Source organism: Caballeronia jiangsuensis, assembly GCF_046030135.1.
In the GTDB taxonomy this organism is placed as follows: Bacteria; Pseudomonadota; Gammaproteobacteria; order Burkholderiales; family Burkholderiaceae; genus Caballeronia; species Caballeronia jiangsuensis.
On sequence record NZ_JAQQDB010000031.1, the window covers coordinates 38,224 to 57,757 of the forward strand.

The following is a 19,534-nucleotide window of genomic DNA, read 5'->3' on the forward strand; positions in this document are numbered from 1 at the left end:
CGCACGATGCGCGACCTCGACACCGTGTTCGATGCGCTCGCGAAATCGGCATTCCGGCGGCGCTTCGCGCTCGGCGTGCGCGAGGGGAAATATCTGCGGGAGAAGGGCGTCGATACGGTGATCGCGCAGGCGCATGAGCTGATCGGCAAGCGGCTCGCGCCGCCATCGCCCTTGAACGACGGCAAGCAGACGCCGTTTCGCGGGCATCCGGTGTTCATCGCGCAACACGCGACGGCGACGTGCTGCCGTTCGTGTCTGGCCAAATGGCACGGCATTGCGGCAGGCAGGGCGCTCGACGATGCCGAGCGGCAACATGTCGTCGATGCGATCGCGCGCTGGCTGCGCGCGCAACCGCTACCCGCCGCGAATGCCGCCGCGCCCGACAATCCGCAGCGGGAATTGCCTTTCTGAAGCGTTTTCTTAGCGCGCCCGGTCCTTCGCCATCACGGATGCCGCGATAAAGGTCGTCCACATGCCCGCGCACGCGAGCGCGAAACTGAACTGCCACGCAATTTTGTGATATCGCTTGTCATCGTTGGCATGGACTGATCCGCAGCCGAATGTCCGTCAACTCGAATCGCGATTATCAACTTCGTGGCTGAAGGTATCCATCGCGCTTTCCTCTCAGCATTGGGTCCGATTCGATTGCTGCGGCAATGAAGGCGAATCAGTCAGTTTTCTCATTGAGGCGTCGGATACGTTTCCGCTGAGCTTCACGACCGGAGATAAACGCATGTCTGGACTATCTCGTAAGGAAATTGCTTGTGCCGTTCTGACTCTGGCCTGCTGCATTGGCGTCGGTAACGCGGCGCCGAATCCTGCCACCGATGCGACTCGAAATGCCAATCAGGCAATAGCGGATTATTTGCCGTTTTCGAATACGCAGGATTTCGATGATGCTCGCCACGGGTTCATCGCCGATCTTCCGAATCCGGTCGTCAAGGGGAGCGCCGGCAACACGGTTATCGATCTCTCGCAATATGATTTTCTGAAGCAAAGCGGGCCTGCTCCCGCGTCGGTGAATCCGAGCCTATGGAGGCAATCGCAACTGCTCGCGATTCGCGGGCTGTTCAAGGTGGTCGATGGCATCTATCAAGTGCGCAATATCGACCTTGCCAACATGACATTCATTCGCGGCAAGACGGGCTGGGTCGTGATCGATCCGCTCACGTCCACGGAAACCGCAAAAGCCGCTCTCGACCTGATCAATAGCAAGGTCGAGAATCTGCCGGTCAGCGCGGTGATTTTCACGCACTCTCACGTCGATCACTTCGCGGGCATTCGGGCGATCGTGGATGAGAAGGATGCGCGCGCCGGCAAAGTGCCGGTGATTGCGCCGGATGGTTTCATGGAGGAAGCGGTAAGCGAAAACGTGTTCGCCGGCAACGTGATGAGCCGGCGCGCGTCGTACATGTACGGCAATCTGTTGCCGAAGGACCCGGAAGGCAACGTCGGCGGCGGCCTTGGGCTGACCACGGCGGCCGGCACGATTACCCTGTTCGAGCCGACCAAGATTATCGACAAGACAGGTGAAAAGCTGACGGTCGACGGCATCGATGTCGTCTTCCAGATGGCGCCCGGCACCGAAGCGCCGGCCGAGATGTTGTTCTACTTCCCGCAATTCAAGGCGATCTGTCTCGCCGAGGATGCGAATCACACGCTCCACAACATCCTGACCTTGCGCGGCGCAAAGGTGCGCAGCGCACAGAAATGGTCGAGTACGCTGGATCAGACAATCGACTTATGGGGCGGCGACGCGACGGTTTCATTCGGCAGTCATCATTGGCCGCAATGGGGTAACGGCCGCGTTGTCGAACATCTGGAAAAGCAACGCGACCTGTACAAATACATCAACGATCAAACGCTGCGCATGGCCAATCAAGGCCTGACGATGAACGAGATCGCCGAGCAGTTCGTGTTGCCGGATAGTCTGGCGAAAGAGTTTTATAACCGCGGCTACTATGGCGATCTGAAACACAACGTACGCGCTACGTATCAGCTTTATCTGGGATTCTGGGACGGCAATCCGGCCGACTTCAATCCGTTACCGCCTGTCGAAGAGGCGAAGCGATATGTCGAGATGGTCGGTGCGGACAAAATGATTGCGACGGCCAGGGCGGCATATGCCAAAGGCGACTACCGGTGGGCGGCGACGGTGGCGAACAAAGTGGTGTTCGCGCAGCCGAAGAATCAGGCGGCACGCAATATCGAAGCGGACGCGCTGGAGCAATTGGGTTATCAGGCGGAATCGGGTCCGGCGCGCAATTTCTATTTGTCCGGGGCGCAGGAACTGCGTGGCGGCGTCAAGAAAATGGCGACGCCCAATACCAGTTCCCCCGACATCATCCGTGGCATGACCACGGATATGTTCCTCGACTTTCTCGCCATTCATCTGAACGGACCGAGAGTCGGTGACAAGTCTTACGTGTACAACCTGAAATTCCCGGACATCAAGGCGCAGTATGTCCTGACGGTAAAGAACGGCGTAATGAATTACAGCAAGGACAAGCAACTGGATAAAGTGGATGGCACCGTCACGCTGAATCGCTCGACACTGGATGACATCGCGCTCGGCAAACTCAAGCTGGGCAATCTCACGGACAGCGGCGACGTGACCATCGACGGAGACAAAGCGAAGTTCAAGGACATGCTGGGCAATTTCGACAAGTTCGACTTCTGGTTCACTATCGCCGAGCCTTGAGCAAGCCGTACGTGAATCATGGGTTGTTCAAGGATCGAGGTCGTGACGCATGAGCGACCGTTCGACGCGTAAAAAAGCCACGCGTCGAACGGTCTTCATTGCCGCTCAGTGCTTGCCAGAAACACCTGCCGCGCTTGCCTTTCGCCCCTTCGCGCGCCGCGCCAGCATGTTCAGCCCCTCGACCAGCGCCGAGAACGCCATCGCCGCGTAAATGTAGCCCTTCGGCACATGCGTGCCGAATCCTTCGGCGATCAGCGTCATCCCGATCACGAGCAGGAAGCCGAGCGCGAGCATCACGATCGTCGGATTGCGCTCGATGAAGCGCGACAGCGGACCTGCGGCAAACAGCATCACGGTCACGGCGGCGATCACCGCGACGAACATGATCGGAATGTGCTCGGTCATGCCGACCGCCGTCACGATGCTGTCGATGGAAAACACGAGGTCGAGCAGCAGGATCTGTCCGATCGCCGAGAGCGGCGTCAGCGACTTGCCTGATTCGGCGCCGGCAGAGCCGTCGGCGTCGTGCGTGACGTGATGGCGGATTTCGGTCGTCGCCTTCCACACGAGAAACACGCCGCCCGCGATCAGGATCAGATCGCGCCAAGAAAAGCCGTGGCCGAAAGCTTCGAAGATGGGCGTCGTGAGGCGCACGATCAGCGCGACCGTGCCGAGCAGGCCGAGCCGCATGATGAGCGCGAGCGCGATGCCGATGCGCTGCGTGCGCTCCCGGTGCGCCGGGAGCAGCTTGTTGGTCAGGATGGAAATGAAGATCAGGTTGTCGATGCCGAGCACGACTTCCATGACGACGAGTGTTGCGAGCGCGGCCCAGGCGGCGGGATCGGTGATGAGGGCGACGAGATAGTCCATGGTCCGGGAATGATTCGACAGGAGAGGGCGAGATATTAGCCTGATCGCCGTGGATAATGAAAGGAACTTGAAAACTTCATGCGAATCGAATCCGCGGATGGGCACATGCTGCGCATCGCGTAGACGGCGTCGGCATATCGGTCACAAATACCGGAAATTAAACGTTTATTTGCGCTTGATCTGATGATGCGCTGCCGCATTACGGGTAAACTCCTATGCTTTCGTGCCGCGCGTCCGTGGCCGCCGTCCAACCTCCTGTCGCCACAGGACACCGAACCGAATCCGCATGCAGGGAAAATCACAACGTCTCGTCGAGCTGGACTTCTTCCGGGGACTGGTGCTGCTTATCATCGTCGTCGATCATATCGGCGGCAGCATGGTGTCGCGCTTCACGCTTCATTCGTTTGCGCTGAACGATGCCGCCGAAGTCTTCGTGTTCCTCGGCGGCTTCGCCACGGCGACGGCGTATGTGTCGCTCGCGGCACGCCGCTCCGAAAGCGCGGCGCGAGTGCGCTTTCTCAAACGCGCGTTCGAGCTTTATCGCGCGTTCCTCGTCACCGCTGCGCTGATGCTCGCGGCATCCTTCCTGCTGCGGCCCTTTTTTGGTCATGCGCCGAATCTCGCGCTGCATGACCTCGACAGTATGACGTCGCAGCCGCTTTCGTCGATCACGCAGATTCTCACCTTCGAACGCCAGCCGTATCTTGCCGCCGTCCTGCCGATGTACGCGCTGTTCGCGCTCGCCGTACCGATCATGCTGCCGCTTGCGCGCAGCAAGCCCTGGCTGCTGCTCGGCCTGAGCCTGGCGCTGTGGGCGTTTGCGTCGGAGATCGGCGAATTCATGCCCTCCGTCGATGACAACCTCTGGGACTTCAATCCCGCCGCGTGGCAGTTGATGTTCGTGCTCGGCGTGCTGGCGCGCTGCCAGCCGGTTTATCAGCGAGTCAGCGCGAACCGCTTCGGCTGGATCGTGAGCGCGGGCGCGGTCGCGTTGATCGCGGGCATGGCGTACTACAAGCTGCTCGTGCTGCCGCCTGTTCTGGATAGTGCCTTCAAGCGCGATCTGGCTGGACCGCGCGTGATCAATTTCCTCGCCATCGCGTGGATCGCCGCAAATCTGGCGCGCTACGGGGTCGTCAAGGCCGTGGCGCAACGGCTGCCGTGGGTCGGTGCGCTGGGACGTGACGGCATGGTGTCGTTTGTGGCGGGCACGGTGATTTCGCTCGTCGTCGATTCGATCCTGTTCACGCTGACCGACGGCCTTGTCAACGTACCCGCCGGGCTTGCCGCCGATGCCATCGCGATCGGCGCGCTGCTCGCGGTGCCGCATGCGCATCGGCGGGTTTCGACCTGGCTCGGCACGCGTCAACCTTCACCGGCGGCCGTGCCTGCTGCGGCACGCGCGACTGTCACGGCAGCCGCCGACAATCGGGGGCGTTAAGACGCTTTCGGAAGCGGGCAGTTCGCTGCCCGTTTTTCTTACGCTTAGTTCGCAACTAACGGTCTAGTCTAGCCGTCACCTTTGATCGGCGCGGCACGCGCCTTGCAGGCACAGGTCAGCTCAACAAAAACCGGACCCGCCATGCTCAAGCTTGCCATTCTGTTCGCGATCATTTCCGTCGTTGCCGGCCTCTTCGGCTTTACCCGCGTGTCATCCGGTGCGGCGGGCATCGCCAAGATCTGCTTCTTCATCTTCCTGATCCTGTTCGTCGTGTTCCTCGTCATCGCGATCACGGCAGGCTCGCTCGTGCTGTAGTGCCGGGAAACGCCGCGGGGTCGACCCGCGTGCTTCCTCGGATCGACCCCCGCGCCGCGACAGTGTTACATTGCCGCGAGAAGACACGCTGGCGACAGTGAATCGAAAAGGAGGAGGCGATGCAGCATGCCATCGGCGCGGCCTTGCAGCCTGCGCAACACGACGTCATCCGTCATTCGCACGAGCGATCGGCCACGTTCGGCCTGTTCGAAACGATGCGCCCGGATTACGCCGTGCTGTCGGGCGCGGAACTCGCCGTCAAGCTCGGAGAAAGCCGCGCGCTTTTCGCGCACGCGCTGCCGGTGATGGAAACGCTGTACGCGCAGATCGCCAACACGCACAGCATGATCGCGCTGACCGACGCGAGTGGTCTCATCCTCCATTCGCTCGGCGACGACGATTTCCTCGCCCGCGCCGAAAAAGTCGCGCTGCGGGCGGGCGCGTTGTGGAGCGAAGCGCATCAGGGCACCAACGCGATCGGCACGACGATCGCCGAGCGCACCGCCGTCACCGTGCATGGCGACCAGCACTACTTGCGCGCCAATCATTTCCTCTCGTGTTCGAGCGTGCCGATCCTCGATCCGCACGGCAATCTCTCCGGCGTGCTCGATGTCACCGGCGACCGCCGCGGCTATCACCAGCACACGATGGCGCTCGTGAAGATGTCCGGTCAGATGATCGAGAACCGCCTGATCGCGAGCGCGTTCGGCGACGGGCTGCGCATCCGTTTTCATAGCCGGCCCGAATTCATCGGCACGTTGATGGAAGGCCTCGCCGTATTCGATCTCGACGGCCGCCTCTTGTGCGCGAACCGCAGCGCGCAATTCCAGCTTGGGCTCGAACTGGGGCGTCTGCGTTCGCAGACGCTCGAAGCGCTGTTCGGCGAGCGTGCCGACGCGCTCATCGCGTGCGCGGGTGAAGCACCGTGCCGGCTCGAACTGCACAGCGGCGTCGTGGTGTTCGCGAGCGTCGAATTTCATGCGCGTCCGGCGTCGAATGTGGCGCACCCGTCGACCGCGATCGCCGTGCGCGAGCAAGCCGGATCGAGCCTCGCCGATCTCTGCACCGGCGATGCGCAGATGAACGACATCGTCGCGCGCGTGCGCAAGGTCATCGGCAAGAACATCGCCATTCTGATCGGCGGGGAAACGGGCGCGGGCAAGGAGATGCTCGCGCGCGCGATTCACAGCGATTCGCCGCGTCGCGCGGGGCCGTTCGTCGCGGTGAACTGTGCGTCGTTGCCGGAGACGCTGATCGAATCGGAACTCTTCGGCTATGCGCAGGGCGCGTTCACGGGCGCATCGAAGCGCGGCGCGACCGGCAAGATCATGCAGGCGAATGGCGGCACGCTCTTCCTCGATGAAATCGGCGATATGCCGCTCGCGATGCAAAGCCGTCTGCTGCGTGTGTTGCAGGAGCGCGTCGTCGAGCCGCTCGGCGCGGCGCGCGCGGTGCCGGTCGATTTCACGCTTGTTTGCGCGAGCAATCGCAAGCTGCGGGAGTGCGTCGCGCAAGGGACGTTTCGCGAGGATCTGTATTACCGCATCAATGGCCTTTCGGTGACGCTGCCGCCGCTCGCCGAGCGCACGGACCTGCGTGAGGTCGTCGACAAGATGCTGCGTCAGGAGCGGTTTGCGGGACGCATCGTTGGCATCGATGACGATGTGCTCGCACTCTTCGCGCGTCATCCGTGGCCGGGCAACTTTCGGCAGTTGAGCAATGTGCTGCGCACCGCGTCGGCCATGCTCGACGATCACGACACGCGGATCGGCGTCGAGCATCTGCCGCATGATTTTCTCGATGAGTTCGGGGAACGGGTTCAGATCGACGATGTATCGCTGCCTGCTGGCGGTGCGCGGCTTGTGGATATCGAAGCTAGCGCCGTGGCTGCGGCGCTTAAGGCGCATGGGGGTAATGTGTCGGCGACGGCGCGGGCTCTCGGCATATCGCGTACGACGTTGTATCGCAAGTTGCGGGTTTGATTACGGGTTTAGCGTGCGTGCTGGAGATGGTGGGGGTTCGTTTCGCCGGATCCCGATTTCGCGTCGGTCTATTAGCACTGCCCCTATGCGGGGCGGCAGTCACTTTCTTTGCTGCTGCAAAGAAAGTAACCAAAGAAAGCAGCTCTCCCCAGCCTAAGCACTTCACGCCGGCCGCGGCACAGGCGATTGGCTGAATGGCCCGGCAGTAGCGAGTGCCCTCACAAGCAGACAAGAGCTTGGACCGCGCACGGTCTGACGAGCCATAACCTTGAGCGCGCTGGTTCAGCACCAAATAGCTCCGGCCCGCTTCGCGGCCGATGGGTCAATCGGGTGTGCGCGTGCTTCTTCTTCGATGGTTTCCCTCATATACCCAACGGCAGCGCGTAGCGCTGTGCCGAAGCTATTTGGCGCTGAGCCAGCGCGCTAAAACATCTAGCGTGTCAGACCGTGCGCGAGCCAAGCCCGGTAAGTCCTTCGAGGGCGACACTTAGGCGAGTGCCACCGTGGGCTGGCAAGCATGGCCAAACTGCGTGTGACCGTGGGCCTCGACGAGCTGCTTTCTTTGGTTACTTTCTTTGCAGCAGCAAAGAAAGTGACTGCCGCCCCGCACAGGGGCAGAGCTAATAGACCACCGCGAAACCGGGATCCGGCGAAAAAAACCCTACCCTCCAAGCACTCCATAATCCGCCGCAGGCAACGCCCCACTACGATCCTTAAGACCAACGCCAGTGACCTTCACCCTGCGCGCTTCATTCAGCAACCACATCAGCTTGAACGCCGCATTCGCATAATCGAGCCCTTCCGGCCTCACGTTCGAGATACAGTTGCGCTCCGCATCATGACGGCCAGCGCGCGGCGCATAGGTCACATAGAGCCCGAGGCTGTCGGGCGAACTGAGCCCCGGCCGCTCGCCGATCATCACGACGACGATCGTCGCCCGTAAAAGCTCACCGATGCGATCGCCCAGCGCAACGCGCGCCTGCGTCGCGATCACGACGGGCGCCACCTTCCAGCCGTCGAGATTCCCGCGCAGATGCGCGAGCAAGGGTGCAACGTGACGTTGCGCGGCAAAAGCCGACAAGCCATCGGCGGCGACGAAAACGAGTTCGGGCGCATCGCCGGTCGCGGCAGCTTGCGCGGTCAGGCGCGCAACGCTCGCATCGTCGAGCACTCGTCCGAGATCCGGGCGGCGCAGATAGTGATCCCGATCCGGCGCGGCGCTTTGCACGTCGAGCGTGTCGAATCCGGCGGCGCGCAGTGCCTCCCCGAGCGCGGCGGTATCGAGCGGCTGATGCACCGCGTCGCGCGCCTGGGCATGCGCGAGTTCGAACGCGAGCAGGGGCGCGGTCGGCAGGCTGCTGCCCGCGCGGCCGAGCGCGATGCGCGCGTTGGTGAAGCGCCGCAGCGTCTCCCAGACATCGGCGTTCGTCATGAGTCGATCCACTCGAGCAAAGGTTGTGAGGAGCCCGAGAGCAGCGAGCCCTGATCGTCGGTGACGCGCATCTTCGCGAGCCACGCTTCGAACTCCGGCGCGCGCTTCAGATTCAGCACGCGGCGGATATAGAGCGCGTCATGAAACGACGTGCTCTGATAATTGAGCATGACATCGTCCGCGCCCGGTACGCCCATGATGAAGTTGACATTCGCCACGCCGAGCAGCGTGAGAAGCGTGTCCATGTCGTCCTGATCGGCTTCGGCGTGGTTGGTGTAGCAGACGTCGCAGCCCATCGGCACGCCGAGCAGCTTGCCGCAGAAGTGATCTTCGAGTCCCGCGCGAATGATCTGCCGGCCATCGTAAAGATATTCCGGACCGATGAAGCCGACCACCGTGTTCGTCAAAAGCGGCCTGAAGCGCCGCGCGACCGCGTATGCGCGCGCTTCGCACGTCTGCTGATCGACGCCATGATGCGCGTTCGCCGAGAGCGCGCTGCCTTGCCCCGTCTCGAAGTACATGACGTTATCGCCGACGGTGCCGCGCTCAAGCGACAACGCCGCGTCGTGCGCTTCCTCCAGCAGCGCAAGCGACACGCCGAAGCTCGCGTTCGCCCGCTCGGTGCCCGCGACCGACTGGAACACGAGATCGACAGGCGCGCCTTGTTCGATCGCCACGAGCGTGTTCGTGACGTGCGTGAGGATGCACGACTGCATCGGCACATCGTAGCGCTGGCGAAAGTCGTCCATCATCGCGAGCAGCTTGCCGATGGCGGCGGGCGAATCGGAGGCGGGATTCACGCCGATGACGGCATCGCCGCAGCCGTAAAAGAGGCCGTCGAGCATGGATGCGGCAATGCCCTTCGGATCGTCGGTCGGATGATTCGGCTGCAGACGCACCGACAGATGCCCGGGCAAGCCGATGGTCGTGCGAAACCGAGTGACGACCGGACGCTTGCGCGCGGCGAGAATCAGATCCTGGTTGCGCATCAGCTTGGAAACGGCCGCGGCCATTTCGGGCGTGACGCCCATCGTGATGCTTTCGAGCACGGCGGTATCGGTGCTGTCGGCGAGCAGCCACTCGCGGAATTCGCCGACCGTCAGATGCGCGATCGGCGCAAAGGCCTCGCGCGAATGCGTATCGATGATGAGGCGCGTGACTTCGTCGTCCTCGTAGGGAATCAGCGGCTCGTCGAGAAACGCGGCGAGCGGCACCTGCGCGAGCGCCATTTTTGCGGCGACGCGCTCTTCCTCCGTCGCCGCCGCGATGCCCGCGAGCTCGTCGCCGGAGCGGCGCGGGCTCGCGCGCGCGAGCAGCGTCTTCAGATCGTCGAAGCGGTAACGGCGCGCGCCGATCGTCTCGTGATAGCTCATCGCTTCCCCCGGATGGATCGATTGATGCACTTTAGCCGCTTCGCGCGCGGCGCGCCGCGCTCCAAAATGCGCCGCGAGGCCGAAATCCGTGCGCATGCGATAATTTTTCGCTTGATTCAGCCAGTCCGCGCCGCAACCCGTGAAAAACCTGCTCGTTCCCATCGATCGTCTGAGCGATTTCGACGAAATCGTCGACGTCCGCACGCCGCTCGAATTCGCCGAGGACCGCATTCCCGGCGCGATCAACGCGCCCGTGCTCAGCAACGAGGAGCGCGTGATCGTCGGGACGATGTACAAGCAGGTGTCGCCGTTCGAGGCGACGCGCGTCGGCGCGGCGATGGTCGCGCGCAACATCGCGATGCATCTCGACACGATCTTCGCCGGCAAGCCGCGCAACTGGCGGCCGCTCATCTATTGCTGGCGCGGCGGAAAACGCTCGGGCTCGATGACGACGTGGTTCAACATGATCGGCTGGCAGGCGCGGCAACTCGACGGCGGCTACAAAAGCTACCGGCGCGACGTGATCGAGCGGCTCGTCGCGCTGCCGGGACGTTTTCGTTATATCGCGCTGATCGGGCATACGGGCAGCGGCAAGACGCGGTTTCTGAAAGCGCTCGACGCGGCGGGCGCGCAGACGCTCGATCTGGAAGCGCTCGCGGCGCATCGCGGATCGCTGCTCGGCGCGCTGCCGGGGTGTCCGCAGCCATCGCAAAAAGCATTCGATTCTGCGCTCGTGCAGGCGCTTTCCGGTTTCGATCCGGCGAAGCCGGTGTTCGTCGAGGCGGAAGGGCGGCGCATCGGCGCGATCACGATGCCCGATGCCGTGCTCGCCAATCTGCATATCGCGTCGTGCGTGCAGGTGGAAGCGCGCCGCGAAGACCGCATCGCATTTCTGTTGCAGGACTACGGGCATCTCTTCGACGATCCCGCGTTCTTCAAGGCGCAGTTATCGAAGCTCGTCGCGCTGCATAGTCGCGAGCGCGTGGCGCACTGGCATCGGCTGATCGATGAGAACGCGCGCGCCGCGCTCTTTGCAGAACTGATCGACCATCATTACGATCCTGCCTACCGGCGCAGCAATCAGGCGCTCTATACTGAATTGCCGCACGCGGCGCACGTGCTGTTTCGTCCGAACGACGCCGACAGCATCGATCAGGCGAAAGCCCTGCTCGCACAGCTTGCCGAGACGATGCCCGCTCTCGGCTGACCGATTTTCACCCCACGAAACAAAAAAGTTATGACCACGCTCCGACAACCGCGCGTCGCCCTCGGCTGGATGGTGTTTTTGCTGATCGCCGTCGTTGGCCTCTTCTACGTGAAATGGTTTCCGTACTACAACCGCGCGTTCGTCGCGGCGAGCCAGCATTCGATCGGCAAGTCCATTCTGATGGGCACGGCCGCCAGCGCGCCGGAGCCTTCGTGGCAAGCCGCGCTCGATTACGCGATCGCCTATGGCAAGGCAATCTGGCAGGCGATGGTGCTCGGCCTTCTGCTCGGCTCCGCCGTGCAGGCGCTGATTCCGCCGCGCTGGGTCGCGCGCGCGCTCGGCGAGCACAACTTCGGCAGCGTCGTGAATGGCGGCCTGATGTCCTTGCCGGGGATGATGTGCACGTGCTGCGCGGCGCCGGTCGTCGCGGGCTTGCGTGCGCGTGAAGCGGCGCCGGGTTCGGCCGTGGCGTTCTGGCTCGGCAACACGGTGCTCAATCCGGCCGCGCTGGTTTTCATGGGCTTCGTGCTCGGCTGGCAATGGACCGGTCTGCGCCTCGTGCTCGGCGTTCTGATGGTGTTCGGCCTGGGCTACGCGGTGAATCGCATGGTCACGCCGGCGCAGGCGGCGGCGTCGCGTCAGACGCTCGCGAAACTGATCGAAGACGACGAACCCGGCACCGCGTTTTCGCGCTGGATCAAGATCCTCGGCCGCATGACGTTGCGGCTCGTGCCGGAGTACATCGTGCTCGTGCTGCTGCTCGGCGCCGCGCGCGCGTGGCTCTTTCCGCATATCGGGCCGGATATCGGCAACGGCCTGCTGTGGATCGTCGTGTTCGCGGTCGCGGGCACGCTCTTCGTGATTCCGACCGCGGGCGAGGTACCCATCATTCAGGCGATGCTGTCGCTCGGCATGGCGACGGGCCCGGCCGGTGCGCTCCTGATGACGCTGCCGCCCATCAGCGTGCCGTCGCTCGCGATGCTCGCGCGCTCGTTCGCGCCGCGCGTGCTGGCCTTCGTGGCGGTCGCGGTGGTCGTGTTCGGAATCGTGAGCGGGCTGATCGCGGCGGCGTGGTTCTGAGCGCGCGGGCGTTGCGCGTCAATGAATCGCGGCGCCCGCCCTGATCAGCAACTTGAACGGCAGCGCGAGCAGCATCGTGCCGCCGACGCCCGCCATCCACAACGCGACGAACCAGAAAATCTTCCGCGCGCGCTCAGTGGTAGTGATGTTCGCCATGACGCACCTTTCCTCTGAAGACCCAATAGCCGAACGTCGTATAAGCGACGATCACAGGCAGAATCACCGCCGCGCCGACGATCGTGAAGAGCTGGCTCGAACGGGGCGAGGCCGCGTCCCAGAGCGACACGCCGGGGAAAATCTCGTGCGGTGAAATGCTCGCGACGAGTCCCGCGTAGCCGAGCAGCACGAAGCCGAGCGCCATCGCGAACGGACGTTTCTCGTGACGCGACTGAATCGAGCGGCGCATCGCCCACGCGCATGCCGCGACGAGCATCGGCACCGGCAGCAGGCGATAGAACAGCGGCGAATCGAACCAGCGCGACGCGATGCCCGCATCCTGCAGCGGCGTCCAGATGCTGACCACCGCGATCGTCGCGAGCTGCAGAACGGTCAGCGGCCATACCACGCGATACATCCGCCGCTGCAGATCGCCTTCGGTCTTCGCGATCAGCCAGCACGCGCCGAGCAGCGCATAGGTGACGACGAGCGCGCCGCCCGTGAAGATCGAGAAGGGCGAGAACCAGCCGAAAGGATCGCCGGCGAAACGGCCATCGGCGACGGGAATGCCGCCGAGGAACGCGCCGAGCGCCACGCCCTGGAAGAACGTCGCGCCCGCCGATCCGCCGATGAACGCGAGGTCCCACATCGGCTTCGTGCGCTGCGCCTTCGTGCGGATCTCGAACGACACGCCTCGGAAGATCAGGCACACGAGCATCAGCACGAGCGGCAGATAGAGCGCGGAAAGCACGGTCGAGTAGACCATCGGGAAGGCGGCGAAGAGTCCCGCGCCGCCGAGCACGAGCCACGTCTCGTTGCCGTCCCAGACGGGCGCGACGGTGTTCATCATCACGTCGCGATCATGCTGGTCGGGAAAGAACGGAAAGAGGATGCCGATGCCGAGGTCGAAGCCGTCGAGCACGACGTAGAGGAACAGGCCCAACGCGATGATCGCGGCCCAGGCGAGTGTGAGGTCCATATTCTTATGCTCCCTCGATGGACTGTTGCGGCAGGCTGAGCGGAGCTCGCGCGCTGCCGTCGGACGGTTGCGCGGGCGAGCCCGGCAACGCGGGACCGTGACGCAGAAGTTTCAGCAAGTAGTAGATGCCGGTGCCGAACACGATCGTGTAGACGATCACGAACGCGAGCAGCGACACGCCGACTTGCTGCGCGGTGACGAGCGATACGGCATCGGCCGTGCGCATCACGCCGTACACAACCCACGGCTGACGCCCGGCTTCGGTCGTGACCCAGCCCGCGAGCAGCGTGATGAATCCGGTCGGGCCCATCGCCAGTGCAAAGCGATGAAACCAGCGCGCATCGAACAGCCTGCGCTTGCGATGCAGCCACCACGCGGCGATCGACATCACGATCATCAGCACGCCGAGACCCGCCATTACGCGAAAGCTCCAGAAGACGAGCGTCGAGTTCGGGCGATCTTCCTTCGGAAATTCCTTCAGGCCGCGGATTTCGCCGTCCCAGCTATGCGTGAGGATCAGGCTGCCGAGATGCGGAATCGATACGGCGTACTTAGTAGTTTCGGCTTCCATGTCGGGAATGCCGAAGAGATTGAGCGCGGTGCCGCCTTTCTCGGTTTCCCAGATGCCTTCGATCGCCGCGATCTTCGCCGGTTGATGCTCGCGCGTGTTCAGGCCGTGCGCATCGCCGACGAGCGCCTGAATCGGCGTCAAGGCGAGCAGCAGCCAGAGCGACATCGAAAACATCTTCTTGATGGCCGGATCGCGCCGGCCTTTCAGCAGATGCCACGCGCCGGTCGCGGCGACGACGAGCGCCGCGACGATGAACGCCGCGATCGCCATATGCGCGAGCCGGTACGGAAACGACGGGTTGAAAATGATCGCCCACCAGTCCACCGGCACGACATGATCGCCTTCGATGCGAAAGCCCTGCGGCGTCTGCATCCAGCTGTTGGACGCGAGAATCCAGAACGTCGAGATGATCGTGCCGATGGCGACCATCAGCGTCGCGCCGAAGTGCGCCTTCGGACCGACCTTGTTCCAGCCGAACAGCATGATGCCGAGGAAGCCCGCTTCGAGGAAGAACGCGGTCATCACTTCGTACGTGAGCAGCGGCCCGGTGATGGGACCGGCGAAACTCGAAAAGCCGCCCCAGTTGGTGCCGAATTCGTACGCCATGACGACGCCCGACACGACGCCCATGCCGAACGCGACAGCAAAGACTTTCGACCAGAAGAGACACAACTCCTTGTAGACCGGCTTGCCGGTTTTGAGCCAGGCGCCTTCGAGCACCGCGATAAAGCTCGCGAGCCCGATGGAAAGCGCTGGAAAGATGATGTGGAACGAGACGGTGAACGCGAACTGGATCCGCGCCAGATCGAGTGCTTCGGGAGTCGAATGCATGATGACTTGTGCCTTGAAATTCACACCCAGACGTGTAACGGGGCGGAGCTTAGCGTCATTTCGAGAAAGTGTTGCGCTGCGTCAGTGAATCTGCATTGCGCGCAAATGCCGCATTGGCAAGGGTTTGGCGGCGCTACGAGGTTGATTCATTGGCAATTTTGAGATGCCCGGATGATGCGGTGCGGCAAGAGCGCGCATACGCTTTCGCGACAATCGACCGCACTGATTGCATCCGCGCGATGAACCGCCGGGAAAGATCTTTTACGTTGTAATGGCACGAGACGTGCGATGGGCGCGGGTACCATAATGTTTTTGACCACGCGCACCGCGCGGGTAGAAGGAGAAGGATCATGCGCCTCGACGACCAGCCAGAAAGTCAGAACGTGGAAGACCGGCGCGGTGGAGGCGGCTTTCGGGTCGGCGGCGGGTCGCTCGGTATCGGGACGATCATCGTGGCGCTCGCGGCCTCGTATTTCTTCGGCATCAATCCGATGACGATCATCAACGGCGCGCAGGTGTTGCAAGGCAGCGCGCCGCAGCAGCAGGCCGCGCCGCGCAACGCGCAACCCGCAACCGACCCCGGCGCCGTGTTCGTGCGCCGCGTGCTCGGCAATACGGAACAGACGTGGCAGCACATCTTCCGGGCGCAGTTCAATCAGGACTATCCGACGCCGAAGCTCGTCATGTTCTCGGGCGCCACGCAGACCGCGTGCGGCACGGGACAGACGGCGATGGGGCCGTTCTACTGTCCCGGCGATCGCAAGGTGTATATCGATCTGTCGTTCTATCGCGAGTTGCGCGATCGCTTCGGCGCGAGCGGCGACTTCGCGCAGGCCTATGTGATCGCGCATGAAGTCGGGCATCACGTGCAGAACGTGCTCGGCATCATGGGCAAGGTCGATCAGGCGCGTTCGCGGATGACGCGCGAACAGGCGAATGCGCTGTCGGTGCGCGTCGAGTTGCAGGCAGACTGCCTCGCGGGCGTCTGGGCCGCCGTCGCGCAACGCGACAACGCGAAGCTGATCGAACCGGGCGATTTCGAGCAGGGGCTGAACGCGGCGGCCGCGATCGGCGATGACCGTCTGCAACAGCAGTCGCAAGGGCGTGTCGTGCCCGAGGCATTTACGCACGGCACGAGCGAGCAACGTCAGCGCTGGCTGCGGCGCGGCATGTCGTCGGGCGATGTCGGCCAGTGCGACACGTTTTCGGCGCGCGCGCTCTGATCGGAGAGTGCAGTTCGCTAAAAGCGTTATCTCATAAAAACTTTTATGCGCATAAACCTGACGCGTCGCTGGGCGGTAGGAAGTCCACGTCGCGTCAAAAATATAAGTGCGCTAACGTAAAAGTTGCCATTCAGCACTTGACGGCGAACCCGGCAAGCATGACGATTGCGGGAAATACTTAAGAATCGTCCGATGAGATGACCGAAGAAACCGTCGAAGACGCGCGCCAGTTGCTGGTTCGCCTCCAAGCTTCCGAGATTCCGCTTAACGCCCGTCTGGAGTGGCCGATCGTCGCCGCCGATGGCGCGTTGCTCTTCGACGCGGGCGCCGTCGTGCCCGATGCCATGTCGCTCGAATTCATGTTCCGGCATTTCGAGCCGCACCGTGCGATGCGGGAGCCTGCGCCGAGCGCGGCCGACGCGGATGCCGCCGCGGACGGGCCGCTGACGCTGGAGGACATCGGTCTTACCATCGGCGCGCGGGTCGGCTTGCGTGGCACCGGCGGCACGGGCTCCGCGATGTATGCAAGCCGGGTGATCGGTTTCTCGACGCCGCGCCGCAACGGAGAGCGCTCGCTATTCGTGACGCAACCGTTGATGGCGGGATTCGATCCGCTCGATCTGACGCTCGGCGAGCAGGTCGATCTGGTCGCGCTTACGGGGCGGGGCGTGTTCCGCTTCGCCTGTACCGTTGATGCCACCTGTCGCGAGCCGTTCAACTACGCGGTACTGTCGGCGCCGGGCGCGATCCGCAGGCTGCGCACGCGCAAGTTCGCGCGTATGCCGACGCGGCTCGCCGCGCACTTCGTCGCCGATGGCGAGCCGCAAACCGGCCGGCAACTGGGCCGTGTCAGCGACATCAGCCCTTACGGGATGTCGTTGACCGTCGCGAATCCGGCCGCGCACGTGGGCGATCGTCTGCAACTCGCGTTTCAGTTCAAGACCGATGGCGTCGATGTAAAGATCGACACCATCGCGATCGTGCGCCACGTCGGCTCGATCGATCCGGTCGATGGCAGTGCGGCTTACGGGCTCGAATTCGAATCGCTGGAGCCGTCGCAGCGTATCGCGTTGAAATCGTTCATGGCCGAGCACAGCTAGAATCGCGCTACGGCCGGTTCCGAGCCGGTTCAAACGCCCGGAAAACCGTCCGGAAAAAGTCGCCCGACGGCTGCCTCGAAATGCTCGATCGGCGCGGCGCCACGCAGCGCGATCGGCGGCGGCGCTTCCTGACCGGGCGCGGGATCGCGCGACAGCACCGCAAACGGCACGCCGCCCACGCCCAGCTTCTTCGCGAAATCTTCGTCTTCGATCACGAGATCGGTGTAGGTGCCGTCATCGAGCGCCTCTTCGAGCAATTCGGGATCGACGCCGCAGGTCGCCGCGATATCGAGCAGCGAGTCCGTATCGCCGATGTCGATGCCTTCCTCGAAATACGCCTTGAAGATCGCCCGATGCACGACATCGTAGCGGCCCGATTCGCGCGCGAACATGGCCGTCTCGAAGGCCTTGCGGCTGCGCGGCGTGACCGGCGGCATGCGCATCAACACGCCGCGTTCTTCAGCGAGCGGGCGGACCGAGTTTTCCCAGATTTCGACGAGCTTTTCGTCGTTGGGATCGACCAGCGGCGTGGGTTCGGGGCGCAACTCGAACGCGTGCCACCGAATCTCAACCGCATCGCCGTACGCGTTGCGGAACTGATCGAGCACGGGCGTCTCGAGATAGCAGAACGGACACACGAAGTCGGACCAGACGTCGATATAAAGAACAGACGTGGATGCCATGTAAGCCTCAAGCAAAACCGGTATGTTAGCGCGTGCCGACGGGCGGCGCGCGCATGTGCGACCGATCAGAAGCCGCCGTCGATCTCGATCTTGCTGCCGTCGGAGAACCGTGACAGGCGAAACGCGCGCGGATCGACGAGCGGTGCGTCGTTCGCGACGAGGTCCGCCATCAGCTTGCCCGCAGCCGGCCCGATACCGAAGCCGTGCCCCGAGAAACCCGTCGCGATGAAGAGGCCGGGCCGCTCATCCACGCCGGAAATGACCGGCACGGCATCGGGCGTCACGTCGACATAACCGGCCCACGCCTGTTCGATGCGCAATCCGGCAAGCGCCGGAAAGAGCTTGCGGAACTCCGTGAGCGCGGCTTTGTTGAAGGACTCGACGGGTGCGGGATCGAGCGTGCGCTGCGTCTCGAAGACCGTCGGCCGATCGAGCGGCCAGCGGCGCGGCCGGCGCAGTTCCTCGAAAAAGCGCGCGTTCAGTCCCAGCTTGATCGAGCCGAGCTGACTTTTCAGCGCGGGCAGGAATCTGGCGAAAAGGCGAAAGCTGTCCGGCGTGATGTCGTGATAGCTATGAAAGGCATTGGCGATGGTGTAGCCGCCGTCGAGACGCTTACGGTAGCCCATCTCCTGATTGCAGGCGCTCACTTCGGGGCCGTCTTCCAGCGGCGACGTGCGCATCACCGACGAGCGCACCATGAGTTGCGGCACATCGACGCCGATGCTGCCGGCGAAATAGCGCGTCCACGCGCCACCCGCGACGACCACGCTCGCGCACCCGATGCGTCCGTACTCGGTGACGACGCCGCTGATCGCGCCGCCGCTCGTCTCGATGCCGCGCACCGCGCAAGGCGTCAGCACTTTCACGCCGCGTTTGCGCAGCGCGGCGGCCATCGCGGGCACGGCACGTTGCGGCTCGGCGCGGCCATCGCTCGGTGTGTAGATGCCGCCCGCGAAGCGTCGCGCGGTGCCCGACATCAACGTGCCGGTTTCATCGGCCGAGACGATGCGCGAATCGAGCGCGTCGCGGCCCACGAGCGCCACGGCGCGTGCGAGCCATGCTTCGTGATCCGCGAGCGCTTTCGCATCGTCGGCGGCGTAGAGGATGCCGCATTCGCGAAAACCTGTGTCGATGCCGAGTTCGGCATCGATGCGTCGCCAAAGCTCGAGGCTCCTGAGACTCAGTTCGAGCTCGCGCAAGTCGCGATGCGTCGCGCGGCACCAGCCCCAGTTGCGGCTCGACTGCTCGCCCGCGACGTATCCCTTTTCGCATACGGCGACCGACAGGCCTTTGTCGACGAGCGCACGCGCGGTGCTGATGCCGATGATTCCGCCGCCCACGATGACGACATCGACGTGATCGGGAAGCGTGCGGTCTTCGGGAATGCGTTCTGTTGGTGGACCCATGTGTTGTGCGCCTTACGCCCTTTCGATGAATTTCGCGGGTCACAGGATGCTAAGTGAATCGATTGTTTTTGACCATACGAATCGGTATAACCCGAACGGCCTAAGCCGGTTCGCAGCCTCCCTGCGCCCGCACGCGCGATCCGCTACGATGAACAACGACGCGCTCGACATAACCGCTCGGCCG

General features: G+C 63.3%; 17 protein-coding genes. 9 read left to right on the forward strand and 8 right to left on the reverse strand.

The genetic code is table 11. The features are described 5' to 3' along the window. The first annotated feature begins 6 nt into the window (after nucleotides 1-6). Together PQR08_RS27410 and PQR08_RS27415 are read left to right on the forward strand one after the other, a co-directional pair. Nucleotides 7-411 (forward strand): DUF4186 domain-containing protein, encoded by a 405-nt coding sequence (locus PQR08_RS27410; RefSeq protein WP_250484835.1) that lies wholly within the window; start codon nucleotides 7-9, stop codon nucleotides 409-411. A 124-nt stretch (nucleotides 412-535) separates the two neighbouring features. Then, complete coding sequence (locus PQR08_RS27415) at nucleotides 536-2,701, forward strand: alkyl/aryl-sulfatase (RefSeq protein WP_408162973.1); 2,166 nt, start codon at nucleotides 536-538, stop codon at nucleotides 2,699-2,701. A gap of 105 nt (nucleotides 2,702-2,806) precedes the next feature. Here the strand turns inward: PQR08_RS27415 and PQR08_RS27420 are convergent, their stop codons facing one another. Then, the gene (locus PQR08_RS27420; RefSeq protein ID WP_250484833.1) at nucleotides 2,807-3,571 is read right to left on the reverse strand and encodes a TerC family protein; all 765 of its coding nucleotides are present in this window, start codon (nucleotides 3,569-3,571) and stop codon (nucleotides 2,807-2,809) included. Between the two features lie 286 nt (nucleotides 3,572-3,857). Between PQR08_RS27420 and PQR08_RS27425 the strand changes: the two genes are divergently transcribed. The 3 genes from PQR08_RS27425 to PQR08_RS27435 all read left to right on the forward strand — a co-directional run bounded on the left by PQR08_RS27425 (nucleotide 3,858) and on the right by PQR08_RS27435 (nucleotide 7,309). Next, on the forward strand, nucleotides 3,858-5,012 hold the full coding sequence (locus PQR08_RS27425; RefSeq protein WP_250484832.1) for an OpgC domain-containing protein: 1,155 nt from the start codon (nucleotides 3,858-3,860) through the stop codon (nucleotides 5,010-5,012). Nucleotides 5,013-5,153: 141 nt separating this feature from the next. Continuing rightward, nucleotides 5,154-5,327, forward strand: a complete 174-nt coding sequence (locus PQR08_RS27430; RefSeq protein WP_035503665.1) for a DUF1328 domain-containing protein — start codon at nucleotides 5,154-5,156, stop codon at nucleotides 5,325-5,327. 119 nt (nucleotides 5,328-5,446) lie between these two features. Then, nucleotides 5,447-7,309, forward strand: a complete 1,863-nt coding sequence (locus PQR08_RS27435) for a sigma-54-dependent Fis family transcriptional regulator (RefSeq protein WP_250484830.1) — start codon at nucleotides 5,447-5,449, stop codon at nucleotides 7,307-7,309. A 661-nt stretch (nucleotides 7,310-7,970) separates the two neighbouring features. Here the strand turns inward: PQR08_RS27435 and eutC are convergent. Then, nucleotides 7,971-8,741 (reverse strand): ethanolamine ammonia-lyase subunit EutC, encoded by a 771-nt coding sequence (eutC, locus tag PQR08_RS27440; protein WP_250484752.1) that lies wholly within the window; start codon nucleotides 8,739-8,741, stop codon nucleotides 7,971-7,973. Further along, nucleotides 8,738-10,114, reverse strand: a complete 1,377-nt coding sequence (locus tag PQR08_RS27445) for an ethanolamine ammonia-lyase subunit EutB (protein WP_250484818.1) — start codon at nucleotides 10,112-10,114, stop codon at nucleotides 8,738-8,740. Before PQR08_RS27445 ends, eutC begins: the two co-directional genes overlap by 4 nt. A 139-nt stretch (nucleotides 10,115-10,253) precedes the next feature. On the opposite strand from PQR08_RS27445, the gene mnmH reads away from it, so the two are divergent. Together mnmH and PQR08_RS27455 are read left to right on the forward strand one after the other, a co-directional pair. Beyond that, a complete protein-coding gene (mnmH, locus tag PQR08_RS27450; RefSeq protein WP_408162977.1) occupies nucleotides 10,254-11,321 on the forward strand; it encodes a tRNA 2-selenouridine(34) synthase MnmH in 1,068 nt (355 codons plus the stop codon). Between the two features lie 30 nt (nucleotides 11,322-11,351). Then, complete coding sequence (locus tag PQR08_RS27455) at nucleotides 11,352-12,401, forward strand: permease (RefSeq protein WP_238291106.1); 1,050 nt, start codon at nucleotides 11,352-11,354, stop codon at nucleotides 12,399-12,401. An 18-nt stretch (nucleotides 12,402-12,419) separates the two neighbouring features. On the opposite strand, the gene PQR08_RS27460 is transcribed toward PQR08_RS27455, so the two are convergent. Genes PQR08_RS27460 through PQR08_RS27470 form a run of 3 tightly spaced genes read right to left on the reverse strand, consistent with a single transcriptional unit; the run spans nucleotide 12,420 to nucleotide 14,938 of the window. Beyond that, nucleotides 12,420-12,557 carry a hypothetical protein gene (locus PQR08_RS27460; RefSeq protein ID WP_187606183.1) on the reverse strand — a complete coding sequence of 46 codons (138 nt, stop codon included), beginning with the start codon at nucleotides 12,555-12,557 and terminating at the stop codon, nucleotides 12,420-12,422. Continuing rightward, a complete protein-coding gene (gene cydB / locus PQR08_RS27465) occupies nucleotides 12,535-13,536 on the reverse strand; it encodes a cytochrome d ubiquinol oxidase subunit II (protein WP_250484751.1) in 1,002 nt (333 codons plus the stop codon). The genes PQR08_RS27460 and cydB overlap by 23 nt, the downstream gene beginning before the upstream one ends. Nucleotides 13,537-13,540: 4 nt before the next feature. Continuing rightward, nucleotides 13,541-14,938, reverse strand: a complete 1,398-nt coding sequence (locus PQR08_RS27470; protein WP_250484750.1) for a cytochrome ubiquinol oxidase subunit I — start codon at nucleotides 14,936-14,938, stop codon at nucleotides 13,541-13,543. A 350-nt stretch (nucleotides 14,939-15,288) separates the two neighbouring features. On the opposite strand from PQR08_RS27470, the gene ypfJ reads away from it, so the two are divergent. Beyond that, a complete protein-coding gene (ypfJ, locus tag PQR08_RS27475) occupies nucleotides 15,289-16,161 on the forward strand; it encodes a KPN_02809 family neutral zinc metallopeptidase (RefSeq protein ID WP_250484749.1) in 873 nt (290 codons plus the stop codon). A 197-nt stretch (nucleotides 16,162-16,358) separates the two neighbouring features. Further along, nucleotides 16,359-17,261, forward strand: coding sequence for a flagellar brake protein (locus PQR08_RS27480; protein ID WP_250484748.1), 903 nt, complete (start codon nucleotides 16,359-16,361; stop codon nucleotides 17,259-17,261). 29 nt (nucleotides 17,262-17,290) lie between these two features. Here the strand turns inward: PQR08_RS27480 and PQR08_RS27485 are convergent, their stop codons facing one another. Beyond that, nucleotides 17,291-17,944 (reverse strand): DsbA family oxidoreductase, encoded by a 654-nt coding sequence (locus PQR08_RS27485; protein WP_187606187.1) that lies wholly within the window; start codon nucleotides 17,942-17,944, stop codon nucleotides 17,291-17,293. Nucleotides 17,945-18,009: 65 nt separating this feature from the next. Beyond that, nucleotides 18,010-19,350: an NAD(P)/FAD-dependent oxidoreductase gene (locus PQR08_RS27490; RefSeq protein ID WP_408162979.1), complete on the reverse strand. Its 1,341-nt coding sequence runs from the start codon at nucleotides 19,348-19,350 to the stop codon at nucleotides 18,010-18,012. Between the last annotated feature and the right edge of the window lie 184 nt (nucleotides 19,351-19,534).